This window comes from Arthrobacter sp. NicSoilB8 (assembly GCF_019977355.1).
Lineage (GTDB): Bacteria > Actinomycetota > Actinomycetes > Actinomycetales > Micrococcaceae > Arthrobacter.
Genome location: NZ_AP024655.1, coordinates 2,470,622 through 2,486,852, shown reverse-complemented (window position 1 = coordinate 2,486,852; position 16,231 = coordinate 2,470,622). Strand labels below are relative to the sequence as shown.

Genomic DNA, 16,231 nt, shown 5'->3' with positions numbered 1-16,231 from the left:
CTTAAGGCCGTTTTGAGTGCTCAAAACGGCCCCTGCTGCGAGCTAGTTGGGCGGCCTTACGCCAGCGTGATCAGGTCCAGGTAGTCTTCGTTCCAGTGGTCCTCGATGCCGTCGGGCAGCAAGACGACGCGCTCCGGGTTGAGCGCCTCGACGGCACCCTCATCGTGGCTCACGAGGACGACGGCGCCGGTGTAGTTGCTCAGGGCCCCGAGGATCTCGGCGCGGCTGGCGGGGTCGAGGTTGTTGGTGGGCTCATCGAGGAGCAGCACGTTGGCACTCGAGGCCACGATGGTGGCCAGGGCCAGCCGGGTCTTCTCGCCGCCGGAGAGGACGCCGGCGGGCTTGTCGACGTCGTCACCGGAGAACAGGAACGAGCCCAGAATGTTGCGTACTTCCGCGTCGTTCATGTCCGGCGCGGACGAGCGCATGTTCTGCAGGACCGTGCGGTCAACATCGAGCGTCTCGTGCTCCTGGGCGTAGTAGCCCACCTTCAGGCCGTGGCCCGCAACCACTTCGCCGGTGTCCGGCTTGTCGACGCCGGCGAGCATGCGCAGGAGGGTGGTCTTGCCGGCGCCGTTGAGGCCCAGGATGACCACCTTGGAACCGCGGTCGATCGCGAGATCGACGTCGGTGAAGATTTCCAGCGAGCCGTAGGACTTGCTGAGGCCGTCCGCGGTGAGCGGGGTCTTGCCGCAGGGTGACGGGTCCGGGAAGCGCAGGGCCGCCACGCGGTCGGTCGCCCGCACAGCTTCGAGACCGCCGAGCAGACGCTCGGCGCGTTTGGCCATGTTCTGCGCAGCGACGGCCTTGGTGGCCTTGGCGCGCATCTTGTTGGCCTGGTCGATGAGGACCTGGGCCTTCTTCTCCGCGTTGGCACGCTCCCGTTTGCGGGCGCGCTCGTCCGTTTCGCGCTGGGTGAGGTAGCGCTTCCAGTCCATGTTGTAGAAGTCGATCTGGGCGCGGTTAGGGTCCAAGAGGAAGACCTTGTTCACGGTTGCCTCGAGCAGTTCGGTGTCGTGGCTGATCACAATCAGCCCGCCCTGGTGGTTCTTGAGGAATTCGCGGAGCCAGGAGATGGAATCGGCGTCGAGGTGGTTGGTGGGCTCATCGAGGAGCATGGTTTCGGCATCCGAGTACAGGATGCGGGCCAGCTCCACGCGGCGGCGCTGTCCACCGGACAGGGTCTTGAGCGGCTGGTTCAGCAGGCGGTCCGGCAGGGCGAGGTTCGAGCAGATCGCCGCCGCCTCGGCTTCGGCCGCGTAGCCGCCCGCGGCCAGGAATTCTGATTCCAGCCGGTCGTAGCGGTTCATCGCTTTTTGCTGAACCGCGGCGTCCTCGCTTGCCATCTCCTCGTGGGCCAAACGGAGCTTGCCGACGGCGACGTCCAGGCCGCGGACGGAGAGGATCCGGTCCCGCGCGAGCTGCTCCATGTCCGGGGTGCGCGGGTCCTGCGGCAGGTAGCCGATTTCGCCGCTGCGGGTGACCTTGCCAGCGGCGGGCAGGCCTTCTCCGGCGAGTACGCGGGTCAGTGTGGTCTTGCCTGCACCGTTACGGCCGACCAGGCCGATCTTGTCTCCCTTGTCGATCCGGAAGCTCACCTGGTCCATGAGGAGGCGGGCGCCGGCGCGCAGTTCGAGATCCTGGACGGTAATCAATGCAGCTAAGGCCTTTCACAACAGGGAATGCCGCGGCACAACGGTGGAGTCTGGGCGGGGCCGGGGCAGGGCGGTGCGAGAGCACGGCCTCTACAAGTCTACCGGCACTGCCCTGGCCCCATGACATGGGCTCCCGGGGCGCCGGCCCGCCTGCAATGCGGGCGCCCGGCTGCCCTCATTGGCGTCGCCCTCCAGCATCCGGGCCGCCGCTTAGTGGGGCACCTACAAAAAACGAGGGGGCCCGCGACCGTACAGTCAGAATCACACTTCCGTATTGCACCGCAGCACTCGACAGGAACACCATGACGCAGACCGACCACCCCGCCACAACCCGGACCCCGCGCCGGGGCCGCTGGAACGCCACCGATCTTGGCCTGATCGCCGTTTTTGCCGCCCTTGTGGCCGGTTCGGCGCTGATCGCCGCCATTCCCGTCGGCGGTCTCGGCGTGCCCATCACCCTGCAGACCCTGGCCGTCATGCTCACAGGGCTCGCTCTTGGCCCCGGGCGGGCCTTCGCCGCAGTCGGCCTTTACCTGCTCCTGGGCTTCGCCGGCCTGCCGATCTTCAGCGGCGGGCGCAGCGGGCTGGGCGTCCTGGCCGGGCCTTCCGCCGGCTACATCATCGGTTTCCTGCTGGCCGCCACGGCGGTGGGCTGGCTGACCGTCGTCGTCCTCAGGGGCACCGCCCACCGCACCGGCAAACTGCGCGCTGTCCTCCTGTTCGCCGCCGCCATGGTCAGCAGCATCGTCTTCATCCACGGCCTGGGCATCCTGGGCATGATGGTCAATGCCAAGCTGGACTTCTCCAAGGCGTTCCTGGCCGACCTCGCGTTCTACCCCGGTGACATCATCAAGAACGTACTGGCCGTCAGCTTCGCCCTGGCCCTGCACAAGGCTTTCCCGGATCTGCTGCTCCGCCGCGTCCGGAGTGCTGACGCCCGGCCGTGAGCAGCGTTGTCCTGGACCGGGTGACGGTGCGGGTGTCGGTTGACGGCCGCCCCGCGCCCAAGACGCTGCTCCGGGATCTCTCGCTGGGCCTCACGGAACGGCGGATCGGGGTTATCGGCGCCAACGGCTCGGGCAAGTCCACGCTCCTGCGGCTACTCAACGGGCTCGTTGCACCGAGTGAGGGCACGGTCCGGGTGGACGGCGCCGATACCGTCCGCGCCGTCCGGGAGGTCCGGCGCCGCGTCGGCTTCGTCTTCACTGATCCGCTTTCCCAGCTCGTCATGCCCACCGGACGCGAGGACGTCGAGCTGTCCCTGCGGCGCTCCATCCGCAACGCCGCCGACCGCCGGTCCCACGCAGAGTCGGTCCTGGACCGGTTCGGCCTGCTGCCCCTGGCGGACCAGAGCATTTACGAGCTCTCCGGCGGCGAACGCCAACTCCTGGCGCTGGCGGCCGTCCTGGCCGTAGACCCGGAGGTTCTGGTGCTGGACGAACCGTCCACGCTGCTGGACCTCCGCAACCGCGAACTCCTGCGCCGCACCCTCTCCGGTCTCCGCCAGCAGGTCATCCTGTCCACCCACGATCTCGAACTCGCGCAGGACATGGACCGCGTACTGGTGGTGGACGCCGGGAAGGTCGTGTTCGACGGCGAACCGGCCTCCGCCGTCGCGCACTACCGTGCGCTGAGCGCGGCGGGGCTGCCGCCGGTGGGGGCCGGCCCGACGCCCGGGGCGGGACGGGCCGGCCCAGAGCCCGACGGAATCCAGGGGGCCGGCGTCACTGGCGCCACGCCGGGGCAGTTCCGGCCGGAGCAGGCCCGCCTGGAGCAGCCTTGAGCGGCCACGGCTTCCTTCTGGCCGCCTATGTGCCGGGCACGTCCTTGATCCACCGGGCACCGCTGTGGCTGAAGTTCCTGCTGGTGGTCGGGTGCGGAATGGCGTCCTTCCTGATCGCCGACTGGGCGGTGGCGGCTGCGGCGCTGGCGCTGCTGTGCGCGGTGTTTCTGCTCAGCGGGGCCGGTCCTGCCCGGCTGTTCCGTGCGGTGCGCCCGGTCCTGCCGGTCCTTCTGGCCATCGGCCTCTTCCAGTGGTGGCAACTGGGCGCACCCACTGCTGCCCGGATCGTGCTGAACGTGCTGATTTGCGTTGTGGCGGCGTCCATCCTGACCGCCACCACCCCGGTGCAGGAACTGCTCGACGGCGTGGCCTCCCTGGCCCGGCCGTTCCGGCGGTTCGGCGCGGACCCGGAGCGTTTCGCCCTGACCATTGCCATCATGCTCCGCAGCATCCCGTTCGTTGCCGGCGCCTATTCGGTCGTGCGCGACTCCGCCCGCGCCCGGGGACTCGAACGCAACCCCCGGGCCCTTGTGCTGCCGGTGATCATCACGACGGTGGCCTTCGCCCGACAGACCGGAGAAGCCCTAGCCGCCCGCGGACTTGGCGAACCCGAGGACCCTGAAGGCTAGTCTGCTCCAGTGGACATGCTCTCCCGCGGACGCGGCCAATGGACATACAGCCATCATGTCCGTTGCCTGTGCCCAGGACTGGACATGTCCCCTCCTGGCTGCCCGCGCCGTGAATCGCTTGGACACCCCTCCGGCGGACATGCTCTCCCCCGGCCGCGGCCAATGGACATACAGCCATCATGTCCGTTGCCTGTGCCCAGGACTGGACATGTCCGGTGCCGGGGTCCGATGCGGGGCATGTCCCGCGTGCGGCAGGTGAGCATGCTCTCCCCCGGCCGCGGCCAATGGACATACAGCTATCATGTCCGTTGCCTGTGCCCAGGACTGGACATGTCCGGTGCCGGGGTCCGATGCGGGGCATGTCCCGCGTGCGGCAGGTGAGCATGCTCTCCCCCGGCCGCGGCCAATGGACATACAGCCATCATGTCCGTTGCCTGTGCCCAGGACTGGACATGTCCGGTGCCGGGGTCAAGAACGGGGCATGTCCCGCGCGGGGCTAGCCGAGGCGGCGGTACCCGAGGAGCGCGGCCGTGCCCATGCCGCCCGCGATGCTGATCATGGCCAGGGCAAGCTGGCCTTGCTCACCGGACCGGCGCGCCTGGGCCAGCAGCCGGGTCACGAGCACTGCGCCCGAGGCCCCGTAGGCGTGGCCCAGCGCCAGGGCGCCGCCGTCGAGGTTTGCCCGCTCCGGGTCGATCCCGAGCTGATCGAAGCAGGCGAGTGTCTGCGCGGCGAATGCCTCATTGAATTCGACCAGGGCCATATCGGTTGCCGCCAGGCCGTGGGCGGTCAGGAGCCGCTTCGCGGCCGCGGCCGCGCCGATGCCCAGGAGCTGCGGCGCCACCCCGGCGGTGTCAGTTCCCAACACGAGCAGCCCGTCGGTGGCGCCCAGCTGCCGGGCCCGTTCCACGGACGTGATGACGACGGCGGCGGCGCCGTCCGCGTCGAAGCATGAGTTCCCGGCCGTTACGGTGCCGCCCTCCGCAAACACAGGCGGGAACCGGGCCATGAGGGCCGGGCCAAGGCTGGGCCTCGGGCCGTCGTCCGCCTCAACGGAGGTACCGGGTTCGACGGCGAGCGGCACGATTTCGCCGTCGAACAGCCCGGCAGCGGCGGCGGCGAGGGCGCGGCGGTGGCTGCGAAGCGCGAACACGTCCTGGCGTTCCCGGCTGACGCCGTAGTGGGCGGCGACGTTCTCGGCCGCCACCCCCATGTCCGGGTCGCCGAGGCTGAGCGGGGCGAACTGGGCCCGGCTATAGTAGTCCGCCGTGCCGTCGTCATTGCGGTGTGCCCGGAGCGGGGCCGTGCTGATGCTCTCCACGCCGCCGGCCAGGTAGAGGCCGCCGCCGGCCGCGACCAGCCGCGAGGCCAGGACGATCGCGTCAAGACCGGAGCCGCATTGCCGGTCCACCGTGAGGCCGGGAACGGTGACGGGCAGGCCGGCTTCCAGCGCGGCGAGCCGGGCCACGTTCCCGCCCCCGCCCACCGCGTTGCCGATCACGACGTCGGTCACCGACTCCGGCGCGAGACCCGCACCGGCGTCCGCACGGGCACCAGCCCCAGTGTCGGCGAGCAGGCCGCGGAGCACCGGGGCCAGGAGTTCGTGGGCGCGGAGCTTCTGGAGGGCTCCACTGGCGCGGCAGAGCGGCGTCCTGCGCGCGGCGATGATGACCGGCTGCCTGTCCTCGGGCAGCAGCCCGGGAAACTCGCCGCGACGAGACTCCCCGGTTAGAGGCTCCCCGGCAAAAGGCTCTCCGGGTGACGACGCCGCCGAACGCGCCCCGGGATCCTTGCGCTGCTCAGCCAAGGCGCCGGATCCGGGGATCGTTCCGGTCCACCCAGTCGAGAAGAAGCTGTCGGCTGATCTTGCCCCGGTCCGTCACGGGCAGCTCCGTCAGCGCGAAGTATTCGAGCGGGCGTTTGTTGCGCGCGAGCACATCCTCGATGCCCGACTTCAGCGCTGTGGCGGTGACCGCTCCGTGCGAGGGCACCACGCCGGCCACTACTCGCTGGCCGCGAAGGTCATCCGCCATGCCGGCGGCCACGGCCGCCGCGACGCCCGGGACGGAGGCCAGCGCCATTTCGACTTCGTGCGGATAGACGTTCGTGCCGGCCGTGATGATCATGTCAGAGCGGCGGCCCAGCATGTGCAGGGTCCCGCCGGAGACATACCCTTGGTCCCCCACGGTGTACCAGCCGTCAAAACACCGCAGGGCCTGGCCGTCGTCACCCCACAAATAGCCATTGCTGACCATGCCGCTGCGGACACAGATGTTGCCGTCGCTGCCGTCCGGGAGTCCGGCTCCGCGGTCGTCCAGGATGCGGATGTCGACGCCGGGAAAGGGCTTCCCGATGCCGGTTCCGCCCGGCTCGGCGGGCTCGCCCGGACGCAGTCCGGCGCCGGAGACGAAGCTGAGCTCGGAGGCTCCGTAGTACTCGAAAATAGTGGCATTGGGCGCCCAGCGCCGGGCCGCCTCCAGCGTCCGGGCATCCAGCTTGGACCCGGCGCAGATGATGCTCCTGATGCCGGACGCATCGACCCCGCCAGCCAGTCCACGCTCGCTGAGCAGCCGGAGCATGGTCGGGACCAGGACGAGCCGGGTGATGCCGTCGTGGCTGACGGCTGCGTGGGCGGCGCCGACGTCGAAGTGGTGAAGGGTGTGGAATTCGGCGCCGGCGTACAGGCATTCGGCCAGGGCATAGAGGTTCAGGCTCGCCGCGAGCGGACCAGGGGCCAGGGTCCTGTCGTCCTGGGTCAAACCGAAGAATTCAATGGACGCGTCGAACGATTCCTGCCAGGAACGCCGCGAGCGGGTGAACGCCTTGGGGACCGAGGTGGTGCCGGAGGTCAGGCCAATCAGAAACGAGGCTCCGGCCGGACCGTCAACAAGCCCGGTCCCCAGCGCCTCAGCCGGCGCCCCGCCTGGAGCGACGCCCGGAACAGCGCCTGGAACAGCGCTTGGGGCAGTGCCGGGCGGCGGGGCGATCCCGGCAATCCTGGCCATGATCCCGTCCTGCAGCTGGCGCGGCCAGGCCGGATCCAGCACTGCGCACTGACGCTCCCCGGCGACGGCCGCCGCGAAAGCCACGGCAAAGCGGGCTGAATTCTGCTCGGACAGGACGGTAATTGCGGGCGCCGCGGGAACCAGCGCCGCCGCCTCGTCCCGCAGGCCGGCCCAGCTGAGGTGCTCTCCGGCCACGACGACGGCAGTTTCGTCGGGACGGTCATCGGCCCAGCGCTGGAGTCTGTCGAGAAAAGGCATCGAACCAACTTTACCGTTCCCGGCCGCCGCGGCCGCCTGTGCGGGATATTGTGACTCCATGAGCTTCAACGACAACGCCCCGCTGGATCCGTCGCAGGTCCAGGACCGCCGAGGGATGGGCCGCGGCCCCATGATCGGCGGCGGGATCGGCGGCGGCATCATCCTGCTGCTCGCCGCCCTGTTCGGCATCAACCCCCAGCTCCTCGAGGGCCTGGCCGGCACGGCTCAGGAGCCCCAGTCGCAGAGCCAGGGGTCTGCCCCCGCCTGCCAGACCGGCGCCGACGCCGACGCCCGCCTCGACTGCAGGATCACCGGCACGGTCAACAGCCTGAACGCGTTCTGGCCGGCGTATCTGGCGCAGTACAACACGAAATACCCGCGGCCCAAGGCCGTGATCTTCACGGGCGGCACCAATACCGGCTGCGGCGCCGCTACCTCGGAAGTGGGACCGTTCTACTGTCCCGTCGACACGACGGCATACTTCGATCCGGGGTTCTTCCAGGAACTCGTGGACCGGTTCGGCTCCTCCGGCGGCCCGCTGGCCCAGGAATATGTGGTGGCCCACGAATTCGGCCATCACGTCCAGAACCTGCTGGGTGATCTGGACCGTGCGCAGCAGGATCCCCAGGGCCCCCGATCCGGGGGCGTCCGGGTGGAACTCCAGGCCGACTGCTACGCGGGGCTGTGGGCCCACTATGCCACCACGCAGCCGGACCCCAAGAACGGCCAGCCCTACTTGGAGCCCTTCACGGACCAGGACGTACGGGATGCGCTGTCGGCCGCCTCGGCGGTGGGCGACGACCGCATCCAGAAGGCCGCGACGGGCCGGGTCTCGCCCGAGGCCTGGACCCACGGGTCCAGTGCGCAGCGGCAGAAGTGGTTCTACCAGGGCTTCACGACCGGGGACATCAACAAGTGCGACACGTTTGCGGTGGCAACGCCGTAGCGCGGTCCTGGGACTTACCGGCGTCCCGGCCCGCGCCGCGCCGGGACTTCGACGTACGTGAGGTATCCGGCGTGGCCGATGTGCCGGTGCCGCGGGTGCCACACGGGCAGGTACTGGTGTCCGAACGGGTCGGTCACGCGGACGGTGTCGAGGTGCTCGTTCCCGGCCAGGAGGCGGTCGACGTCGGCCAGTGCGTTGCGCCGCGTCGCAAGCCCGTCGATTTCCAGGGCCCACAGCCCGAGCTCGGCGTCGGTTCCGCGTTCCAGCTGCAGCGTCTCGAAGAGGCCGGCCACGAGGTCGGCGAGGCCGGTCGTTTCGGCCCGTTGCAGCCGGTGCCGTTCCGGATGCACCTCGCGGGCGTCGGCCAGGGCCTGGCGGAGCCAGTGGAATTCCACCTGGCCAAGGGGTGGTCCCATCCGTAGGTGGCGGTTCTCGTCCAGCTCAAGCCGGTAGGTGGTGGCGGCACGGTCGATGATGCACGGGGCCTCGCCGACATATTCAAGGTCGGCCAGGAGGTCTTCCCTGGACCGGTAGTAGGAGAACTCGCCGCTGTCCTCGACGACGACGAAGTCCCCGGCAGCACCGGGCGGCCGCGGCGGTGGGGTGGCAACCAATCCGGCGTGCCTCCTCTCGACGGTATGCCCAGTCCGCGGCCGGGGACCGCGCTGGGCTCGTTGTCTTTATCAGACCACCGCAACGGCATTAAAGGAACAGACGACGACGCCGGCCCCGCCTTGGTGAGGCGGGGCCGGCGTCGTAGTGATTAGGGGCCTCTGCCGCCGAGGGTTCCCTGGCCGAGCGAAGCGAGGACAGGGAGGCGGTGCGGACCTAGATGTTGAAGCCCAGTGCGCGCATCTGGTCGCGCCCGTCTTCGGTGATCCGTTCCGGACCCCATGGCGGCATCCACACCCAGTTCAGCCGCCAGTCGTCCACAATCCCGTCCAGGGCCTTGCCGACCTGCTCCTCGATCACGTCGGTGAGCGGGCAGGCGGCCGTGGTGAGCGTCATGTCGATCAGCAGGGCGCCGTCGTCGTCTGAATACTTCAGACCGTAGAGCAGGCCAAGATCAACGATGTTGACCCCGAGTTCCGGGTCGATCACATCCTTGAGTGCCTCTTCAACATCCTCGAGGCCCGTGCGGGCCACATTGAGTTCGGTCATCGTGAAGTCCTAACTAGGCCTGGGCTGCAGCGTCAGCGGCAGCGATGGTGGCCGCCCCTGCGCCGGTGGCGTAGCGGTCGTAGCCTTCTTCTTCGAGGCGGTCGGCGAGTTCCGGGCCGCCTTCTTCCACAACCTGGCCGTCAACGAACACGTGCACGAATTCCGGCTTGATGTAGCGCAGGATCCGGGTGTAGTGCGTGATGAGCAGGGTGCCCATGTTGCCTGCGGCGTGGGCGCGGTTGACGCCCTCGGAGACAACCTTCAGTGCATCGACGTCGAGGCCGGAATCGGTCTCGTCGAGGATGGCGAACTTCGGCTTGAAGAGCTCCAGCTGGAGGATCTCCACGCGCTTCTTCTCGCCGCCGGAGAAGCCTTCGTTGACGTTGCGCTGGGTGAAGTCGGCGTCGATGCGCAGCTGCGCCATGGCGGCTTTGACGTCCTTCGTCCAGGTGCGCAGCTTGGGTGCCTCGCCGTCGATGGCCGTCTTGGCCGTGCGCAGGAAGTTCGTCATGCTCACGCCGGGAACCTCGACGGGGTACTGCATGGCCAGGAACAGTCCGGCGCGGGCGCGCTCGTCGACGCTCATCGCGAGGACGTCTTCGCCGTCGAGCGTAATCGAGCCCGAGGTGACGTTGTAGCGCGGGTGACCCGCGATCGTGGACGCGAGGGTGGACTTGCCGGAACCGTTCGGGCCCATGATGGCGTGCGTCTCGCCGGTCCTGATGGTCAGGCTGACGCCCTTCAGGATTTCCTTGGTGCCCTGCTCGGTGTCAATGCTGACGTGCAGGTCCTTGATCTCAAGAGTAGACATGTGCCTTGTTCTCCTCTGCACCGTGCCCTCCGGCATGGTGCGGTTTCTTGTCGATAAGTGTTGTGGTGCTAGTTGCCGGCTGCCGGCAGCTAGCTGAAGTTCGGGGCCTCGGCGCCGTTCAGGACATTGGTGAAGTCCACATAGACCTCGTCATCCAGGACGGTCACGGCAAAGACAGGAACAGGATCATAGGCCGGCAGCTGGAGCGGCTCACCGCTGCGCAGGTCGAACTGGGAACCGTGGCCCCAGCACTCGATCTTGCAGCCTTCGACCTCTCCTTCGGAGAGCGAGATGTCCGCATGCGAGCAGGTGTCGCCGATGGCGTGGATCTCCCCCATCGAGTCCTTTACGATCGCGACGGGGTAGTCGTCGATCAGGATCCGCAGCGCCTGCTTGAGTTGGATCTCGCTGGCGTTGCAGACCAGCTCGCCCTTTGGCTGTTCAGTCATTGATGTATTCCGTGTTCTCTAGTGCTGCGCGCTAGTTGTTCGTTGCCGCGAGTTCGCGCTCGACAGCGTCCGTGAGGCGCTCCTCGATGGCCGGAACCTTGATCTGCTGGATGATCTCGTTCAGGAAGCCGCGGACCACCAGGCGGCGGGCCACCTCTTCCGGAATGCCGCGGGCCATCAGGTAGAACAGGTGCTGGTCATCGAACCGTCCCGTGGCGCTGGCGTGGCCGGCGCCGGCGATGAGGCCGGTCTCGATCTCAAGGTTCGGCACGGAGTCCGCGCGGGCGCCGTCGGTCAGGACGAGGTTGCGGTTGGCCTCGTACGTGTCGGTGCCCTCGGCTTCCTTGCGGATTAGGACGTCGCCTACCCACACGGTGTGGGCGTTGCGGCCCTGGAGTGCGCCCTTGTACAGCACGTTGGACTTGCAGTTGGCGACGGCGTGGTCCACGAACAGGCGCTGTTCGAGGTGCTGGCCGGCGTCGGCGAAGTACAGGCCGAAGAGTTCCACTTCGGCGCCCGGGGCGGTGAAGCGTGCCGAGGGCGTGACGCGCACGAGGTCGCCGCCGAGGCTGACGACAATGTGCTTGAACTTCGCGTCGCGGCCGAGCTTCGCCTGCTGGGAGGATGCGTGCACGGCGTCGTCGTTCCATTCCTGGAGCGAGATGACGGTGAGCTGCGCGCCGTCTTCAACGAGGATCTCGATGTTTTCCGAGACGACCGCGGTGCCCTGGTGGTCCAGGACGACGACGGACTTGGAGAACTTTTCGGCGATGATCACAACGTGCTGCGCGGACGCCTCAGTGCCCTGTCCGGTCAGCAGGACGCTGACCTCGCCGTCGGCCTGGACCTCGGCGGGGACCGTGATGACGGTGGCCTCGGTGAAGTTCTCCCAGGCGTTGGCGGAGACGCGGTCCTCGGGGATGGCGGCGGAGCCGATCCTGCGGTCGTCGCGGCCGACAGTCTCCACCGTGACGCTGTCCGGGGCGGTGACGCTCACGGCCGGTGCGGCGCCGTTGAGGACTTCGGTGTGGAGGCCACGAAGGCGCTTGAGCGGGGTGAACCGCCAGTCTTCCTCCATGCCGGTCAGCGGCTTGAAGTCTGCCAGCTTGTAGGAGGTCAGGCGTCCGGCGCGGGAGCTGTCCGGGATGCCGACGCCGCCGCCGTGCGAGTGGCGTTTGACGGCTTCGCCGGCCAGCGGTGACTTGGACTCCGCGGCGTTCAGCGGCGAAAGGCTCTCGCCTTCCTCGGTGAAACCGTTGATGAACGGCTGGGCTGAGGGCGCGCCGATGCGGGCCTTTTCAGTAGTGATGTCAGTCATTAACCGACCGATCCTTCCATCTGCAGTTCAATCAGGCGGTTCAGCTCGAGGGCGTATTCCATCGGCAGTTCGCGGGCAATGGGCTCGATGAAGCCGCGGACGATCATCGCCATGGCTTCGTCTTCGCGCATGCCGCGGGACATCAGGTAGAACAGCTGTTCTTCGCTGACGCGCGAGACCGTGGCCTCGTGGCCCATGGTGACGTCGTCCTCGCGGATGTCGATGTACGGGTAGGTGTCCGAGCGGCTGATGGTGTCCACCAGCAGGGCGTCGCAGCGGACCGTGTTGGCCGAGTGCTTGGCGCCTTCACGGACCTGGACCAGGCCGCGGTAGGCGGCGCGGCCGCCGCCGCGGGCCACGGACTTGGAGATGATCGAGCTCTTGGTGTTGGGCGCGATGTGGACCATCTTGGAACCGGTGTCCTGGTGCTGGCCTTCGCCGGCGAACGCGATGGACAGGGTCTCGCCCTTGGCCCCCTCGCCGACGAGGTAGACGGCCGGGTACTTCATGGTGACCTTGGAGCCGATGTTGCCATCGATCCACTCCATGGTGGCGCCCTCTTCGCAGATGGCACGCTTGGTGACCAGGTTGTACACGTTCGTGGACCAGTTCTGGATGGTCGTGTAGCGGACGCGGGCGCCCTTCTTCACGATGATCTCCACGACGGCGGAGTGCAGCGAGTCGGAGGTGTAGATCGGCGCGGTGCAGCCTTCGATGTAGTGGACGTAGGAGTCCTCGTCGGCGATGATCAGCGTGCGCTCGAACTGGCCCATGTTTTCCGTGTTGATGCGGAAGTAGGCCTGCAGCGGGATGTCCACGTGGACGCCCTTGGGCACGTACACGAAGGATCCGCCGGACCAGACGGCCGTGTTCAGCGAGGCGAACTTGTTGTCGCCCACCGGGATGATGGTGCCGAAGTACTCCTGGAAGATCTCCGGGTGCTCGCGCAGCGCGGTGTCGGTGTCCAGGAAGATGACGCCCTGCTGTTCCAGGTCCTCACGGATCTGGTGGTAGACAACCTCGGACTCGTACTGGGCCGCGACGCCCGAAACCAGGCGGCTGCGCTCGGCTTCCGGGATGCCCAGCTTCTCGTACGTGTTGCGGATGTCCTCGGGGAGGTCTTCCCACGTGGCGGCCTGCTTCTCGGTGGACCGCACGAAGTACTTGATGTTGTCGAAGTCGATGCCGGAGAGGTCCGCACCCCACGTGGGCATGGGCTTGCGGTCGAAGTACTTCAGGCCCTTGAGGCGGAGGTCCAGCATCCATTCCGGCTCGCTCTTCTTGGCCGAAATGTCGCGGACAACGTCTTCATCGATGCCGCGGCGGGCGTTGGCCCCGACGTCGTTCTTGTCGGCCCAGCCGTACTCGTAGGTGCCGATTCCGTGGAGCTCGGGATTCTTCTCGAGAATCTCCGAAATCACAGTAGAGTCAGCAACCTTCTTCTCTGATAGTTGGTCCGTCATCACGGCCTTTCTTGCAGATGGTTGGATACTTCGTCCGGGTTGCCCGGGGCTGCGGGGCTGGGAGCCCCGACGGCGGCCGGACGGCCCGTAGGTATGTGGGTGGTGCAGACATGCCCGCCGCGCGCGAGGGTGGACAGCCGGCGCACATCGACGCCGACCAGCCGGGAGAACACTTCGGTCTCCACATCGCAGAACACGGGGAACTGGGCCGCCAGGTGCTGGATGGGGCAGTGCCCCTGGCAAAGCTGGACGCTGGAGAGGGCGGCCGGTAGCGGCGCCTTGGCTTCAATCGACTGCGCCGAGGCAACGAAACCGTCGCGGCTCAGCGCCTCGGAGAGGGCGTGCGCGCGGGCCGTGATGTCCGGTCCGGCCTGCTCGATCTCGGGCGCGTAGCGGCGTTCCATGTCGGCGAACCGTTCGACGGCGAACTGCCGCACCGCCTCGGGGCCTGCGGCCTCGCCCAGGCGCCGCAGCGCCACCGTGGCGATGTCGAGGTAGTCGTTGCCCAGGTTCGACTGGCCCTGGGAGCTCAGGACGTAGCGGCGGGCGGGACGCCCGGCTCCGGCGCCGGCACGGGCAGCCCGCTTGACCTCAATGACGCCGCTGCGCGAGAGGTGGTCGAGGTGGCGGCGAACGGCGGCCGGGGTGAAGCCCAGGAGGTCGCCGAGTTCGGCGGCGCTGATGGGTCCATGCTCCAGCACGGCGTTGAGGACGCGGTCACGCGTGCGCTCTTCGGCGTCGTGGGGGTGGCTGCCGCCGGCCGCGGGAACTGCGTCCGGCACGACGGCCACGTGCGCCCGGGCGGACCCGACGCGCGCGGCGCCGCGGCCGGGGACGGCAGCGGACGCAGAGGAACTCATGGAATACACAACACAATCATGTCGTAATTTACTCCGGCGATCCAGTAAGGCATGGCTTGCCTGCGCGTGAGGTCTCCCCGGGGGAACGTCGTACTACATCCCGTAGAATGCTGTGGTGCGATCTCCCGAATCCCCCGTTCTGACCATCAGCGGGCTCGTTAAGGATGTTGGTCCACTGCCCACTCTCGACGGCAAGATGCTGCGCGTGGTCAGCGGCCTGTCCCTCGTTGCCGAACGCGGCCAGGTAACAGCCCTGCTCGGTGCCAACGGCGCCGGCAAAACCACCACCATCGAATGCGCGCAGGGGTTGCAGAAGCGCACCTCCGGCAGCATCAGCCTGCTCGGCCAGGATCCGGATTCCGCGGGGGCCGGACTCCGGGCCCGCGTCGGGGTCATGCTGCAGGACGGCGGCCTGCCCCCGTCAGCCCGCCCCATCCCCCTGCTGCGGCACATCGCCGGCATGTACCAGGACCCGTGGCCCGTGGATGAACTCATCGGGCGCCTGGGAATCGACTCCTTCAGCCGCACCTCGGTGCGGCGCCTGTCCGGCGGGCAGAAGCAGCGCCTTGCCCTGGCCGCGGCGCTGGTCGGCAACCCGGAAGTCCTCTTCCTCGACGAGCCAAGCGCCGGCCTGGACCCGCAGTCCCGCCAGATGGTCTTCGACCTCATCTCCGAGCTGCGCAACAGCGGGATGGGAATCATCCTGACCACCCACCTCATGGACGACGCCCAGCGCCTGGCCGATTACGTCTACATCATCGACGCCGGCCGTAACGTCGCCGAGGGCACCGTCGCCCAGCTCCTGCGGCACGAGCTTCCCGCCGGCGGCGACGGGCAGCACATCCGCACCCTGCTGTTCGAAACCGAGCCCGGCCTGGACTTCACCGGCGTGCTGCCCGACGGCGTCGACGTCACCGAGGCGCGGGCCGGCAGCTACGCCGCCACGGGCGCCCTCACCCCCGCCGACCTCGCCGCGATCACCGCGTGGTGGGCGGCCCGAGGGATCATGCCCCGGTCGCTGAGCCTTGAGGCACGCAGCCTCGAGGACGTCTTCCTGGACATCTCCGGAAGGGAGATCCGATGACCCGCGTTTCCGGCGGCGCCCCCCTGGGAAGCGCACCCCTGGGCAGCGCGCCGCGCACGGCACGGGGCAGCGAACCCGCTCCGCTGCTGCGCCGCATCCTGTTGCAAGGCCAGTACGAAACCATCACCATGCTCCGCAACGGCGAGCAGCTGATCCTCGCGATCGTTCTGCCGTTGCTGGCCATGGTCGGCCTGACAGTGACCCCGCTGCTGGACGGCCTCGGCTCAAGCCGCATCAACATTGCCGTCCCCGGCATCCTGGCCCTGTGCGCCATGTCCACGGCCTTCACGGGGCAGGGCATTGCCACCGGCTTCGACCGCCGCTACGGCGTCCTGCGCTTTCTCTCCACCACTCCCCTGGGCCGCACCGGGCTCATTGCGGGCAAGATCCTGGCCGTCCTGGCCGTATTGTTCCTCCAGGTGCTCGTGGTGACGGCCGTGGCCCTGATGCTCGGCTGGCAACCCAATGCCGCGGGCTGGCTGCCCGGGATGGCAATACTGGTTCTGGGCGCCGCGTCCTTCACGGCGCTGGGGCTGCTCGTTGCCGGGACGGTCCGGCCGGAGGCGACCCTGGCCATCACCAACCTGCTCTGGATCCTGCTCGGCGCACTCGGCGGGATCGTCCTCCCGGCCGAACGGCTCCCGGCACTGGCGCAAGCCGTGGTGCACTTCCTCCCCTCCGGCGCGCTGGGCCAGGCGCTGCGGGATGCGTTCCTGTACGGCAGCGTCAACGCCGGTGCCGTACTTGTCCTGCTGCTCTGGACGGCGATCGCCGGCGGCGCAGCACTCCGTTGGTTCAAGTGGAATTGA

Annotated in this window: 16 protein-coding genes; 6 read left to right on the top strand and 10 right to left on the bottom strand. The window is 68.3% G+C overall.

Annotated features, from left to right (window positions below):
• Window positions 1-56 precede the first annotated feature (56 nt).
• Complete coding sequence (locus tag LDO15_RS11115) at window positions 57-1,655, bottom strand: ABC-F family ATP-binding cassette domain-containing protein (protein ID WP_223978848.1); 1,599 nt, start codon at window positions 1,653-1,655, stop codon at window positions 57-59.
• 302 nt (window positions 1,656-1,957) lie between these two features.
• Between LDO15_RS11115 and LDO15_RS11110 the strand changes: the two genes are divergently transcribed.
• The 3 genes from LDO15_RS11110 to LDO15_RS11100 are packed head-to-tail and all read left to right on the top strand — an operon-like array spanning window position 1,958 to window position 4,067.
• Window positions 1,958-2,602: a biotin transporter BioY gene (locus LDO15_RS11110; protein ID WP_223978846.1), complete on the top strand. Its 645-nt coding sequence runs from the start codon at window positions 1,958-1,960 to the stop codon at window positions 2,600-2,602.
• On the top strand, window positions 2,599-3,438 hold the full coding sequence (locus LDO15_RS11105) for an ABC transporter ATP-binding protein (protein WP_223978844.1): 840 nt from the start codon (window positions 2,599-2,601) through the stop codon (window positions 3,436-3,438). The genes LDO15_RS11110 and LDO15_RS11105 overlap by 4 nt, the downstream gene beginning before the upstream one ends.
• Window positions 3,435-4,067, top strand: coding sequence for an energy-coupling factor transporter transmembrane protein EcfT (locus LDO15_RS11100; RefSeq protein WP_223978842.1), 633 nt, complete (start codon window positions 3,435-3,437; stop codon window positions 4,065-4,067). Before LDO15_RS11105 ends, LDO15_RS11100 begins: the two co-directional genes overlap by 4 nt.
• 496 nt (window positions 4,068-4,563) lie before the next feature.
• On the opposite strand, the gene LDO15_RS11095 is transcribed toward LDO15_RS11100, so the two are convergent.
• Together LDO15_RS11095 and LDO15_RS11090 are read right to left on the bottom strand one after the other, a co-directional pair.
• Window positions 4,564-5,763, bottom strand: a complete 1,200-nt coding sequence (locus LDO15_RS11095) for a thiolase family protein (protein ID WP_223987278.1) — start codon at window positions 5,761-5,763, stop codon at window positions 4,564-4,566.
• Window positions 5,764-5,866: 103 nt separating this feature from the next.
• Complete coding sequence (locus tag LDO15_RS11090; protein WP_223978841.1) at window positions 5,867-7,330, bottom strand: AMP-binding protein; 1,464 nt, start codon at window positions 7,328-7,330, stop codon at window positions 5,867-5,869.
• Between the two features lie 58 nt (window positions 7,331-7,388).
• On the opposite strand from LDO15_RS11090, the gene LDO15_RS11085 reads away from it, so the two are divergent.
• On the top strand, window positions 7,389-8,276 hold the full coding sequence (locus tag LDO15_RS11085; protein WP_223978840.1) for a neutral zinc metallopeptidase: 888 nt from the start codon (window positions 7,389-7,391) through the stop codon (window positions 8,274-8,276).
• A 14-nt stretch (window positions 8,277-8,290) separates the two neighbouring features.
• Here LDO15_RS11085 and LDO15_RS11080 read toward each other — a convergent pair whose 3' ends face one another.
• The 7 genes from LDO15_RS11080 to LDO15_RS11050 form a co-directional block, all read right to left on the bottom strand.
• Window positions 8,291-8,890 carry a hypothetical protein gene (locus tag LDO15_RS11080; protein WP_223978839.1) on the bottom strand — a complete coding sequence of 200 codons (600 nt, stop codon included), beginning with the start codon at window positions 8,888-8,890 and terminating at the stop codon, window positions 8,291-8,293.
• 214 nt (window positions 8,891-9,104) lie between these two features.
• Window positions 9,105-9,437 carry a metal-sulfur cluster assembly factor gene (locus LDO15_RS11075; RefSeq protein WP_018772973.1) on the bottom strand — a complete coding sequence of 111 codons (333 nt, stop codon included), beginning with the start codon at window positions 9,435-9,437 and terminating at the stop codon, window positions 9,105-9,107.
• Window positions 9,438-9,450: 13 nt separating this feature from the next.
• Window positions 9,451-10,248, bottom strand: coding sequence for a Fe-S cluster assembly ATPase SufC (gene sufC, locus LDO15_RS11070; protein WP_223978838.1), 798 nt, complete (start codon window positions 10,246-10,248; stop codon window positions 9,451-9,453).
• A gap of 89 nt (window positions 10,249-10,337) precedes the next feature.
• Window positions 10,338-10,697 carry a non-heme iron oxygenase ferredoxin subunit gene (locus LDO15_RS11065; RefSeq protein ID WP_223917407.1) on the bottom strand — a complete coding sequence of 120 codons (360 nt, stop codon included), beginning with the start codon at window positions 10,695-10,697 and terminating at the stop codon, window positions 10,338-10,340.
• Between the two features lie 31 nt (window positions 10,698-10,728).
• The gene (sufD, locus tag LDO15_RS11060) at window positions 10,729-12,015 is read right to left on the bottom strand and encodes a Fe-S cluster assembly protein SufD (RefSeq protein WP_223978837.1); all 1,287 of its coding nucleotides are present in this window, start codon (window positions 12,013-12,015) and stop codon (window positions 10,729-10,731) included.
• On the bottom strand, window positions 12,015-13,478 hold the full coding sequence (sufB, locus tag LDO15_RS11055) for a Fe-S cluster assembly protein SufB (protein ID WP_223978836.1): 1,464 nt from the start codon (window positions 13,476-13,478) through the stop codon (window positions 12,015-12,017). The genes sufD and sufB overlap by 1 nt, the downstream gene beginning before the upstream one ends.
• Window positions 13,478-14,347, bottom strand: coding sequence for a MarR family transcriptional regulator (locus LDO15_RS11050; protein WP_223978835.1), 870 nt, complete (start codon window positions 14,345-14,347; stop codon window positions 13,478-13,480). Before LDO15_RS11050 ends, sufB begins: the two co-directional genes overlap by 1 nt.
• A 106-nt stretch (window positions 14,348-14,453) precedes the next feature.
• On the opposite strand from LDO15_RS11050, the gene LDO15_RS11045 reads away from it, so the two are divergent.
• Both LDO15_RS11045 and LDO15_RS11040 read left to right on the top strand, forming a co-directional pair.
• A complete protein-coding gene (locus tag LDO15_RS11045) occupies window positions 14,454-15,422 on the top strand; it encodes an ABC transporter ATP-binding protein (RefSeq protein WP_223978834.1) in 969 nt (322 codons plus the stop codon).
• Window positions 15,419-16,231 (top strand): ABC transporter permease, encoded by an 813-nt coding sequence (locus LDO15_RS11040; protein ID WP_223978832.1) that lies wholly within the window; start codon window positions 15,419-15,421, stop codon window positions 16,229-16,231. Before LDO15_RS11045 ends, LDO15_RS11040 begins: the two co-directional genes overlap by 4 nt.

Bases quoted from the DNA above. Each gene is read 5' to 3' on its own strand.
- sufD (WP_223978837.1), bottom strand. From the start codon at position 12,015: ATGACTGACATCACTACTGAAAAGGCCCGCATCGGCGCGCCCTCAGCC.
- sufB (WP_223978836.1), bottom strand. From the start codon at position 13,478: ATGACGGACCAACTATCAGAGAAGAAGGTTGCTGACTCTACTGTGATT.
- LDO15_RS11085 (WP_223978840.1), top strand. From the start codon at position 7,389: ATGAGCTTCAACGACAACGCCCCGCTGGATCCGTCGCAGGTCCAGGAC.
- LDO15_RS11040 (WP_223978832.1), top strand. From the start codon at position 15,419: ATGACCCGCGTTTCCGGCGGCGCCCCCCTGGGAAGCGCACCCCTGGGC.
- LDO15_RS11090 (WP_223978841.1), bottom strand. From the start codon at position 7,330: ATGCCTTTTCTCGACAGACTCCAGCGCTGGGCCGATGACCGTCCCGAC.
- LDO15_RS11065 (WP_223917407.1), bottom strand. From the start codon at position 10,697: ATGACTGAACAGCCAAAGGGCGAGCTGGTCTGCAACGCCAGCGAGATC.
- LDO15_RS11075 (WP_018772973.1), bottom strand. From the start codon at position 9,437: ATGACCGAACTCAATGTGGCCCGCACGGGCCTCGAGGATGTTGAAGAG.
- sufC (WP_223978838.1), bottom strand. From the start codon at position 10,248: ATGTCTACTCTTGAGATCAAGGACCTGCACGTCAGCATTGACACCGAG.
- LDO15_RS11110 (WP_223978846.1), top strand. From the start codon at position 1,958: ATGACGCAGACCGACCACCCCGCCACAACCCGGACCCCGCGCCGGGGC.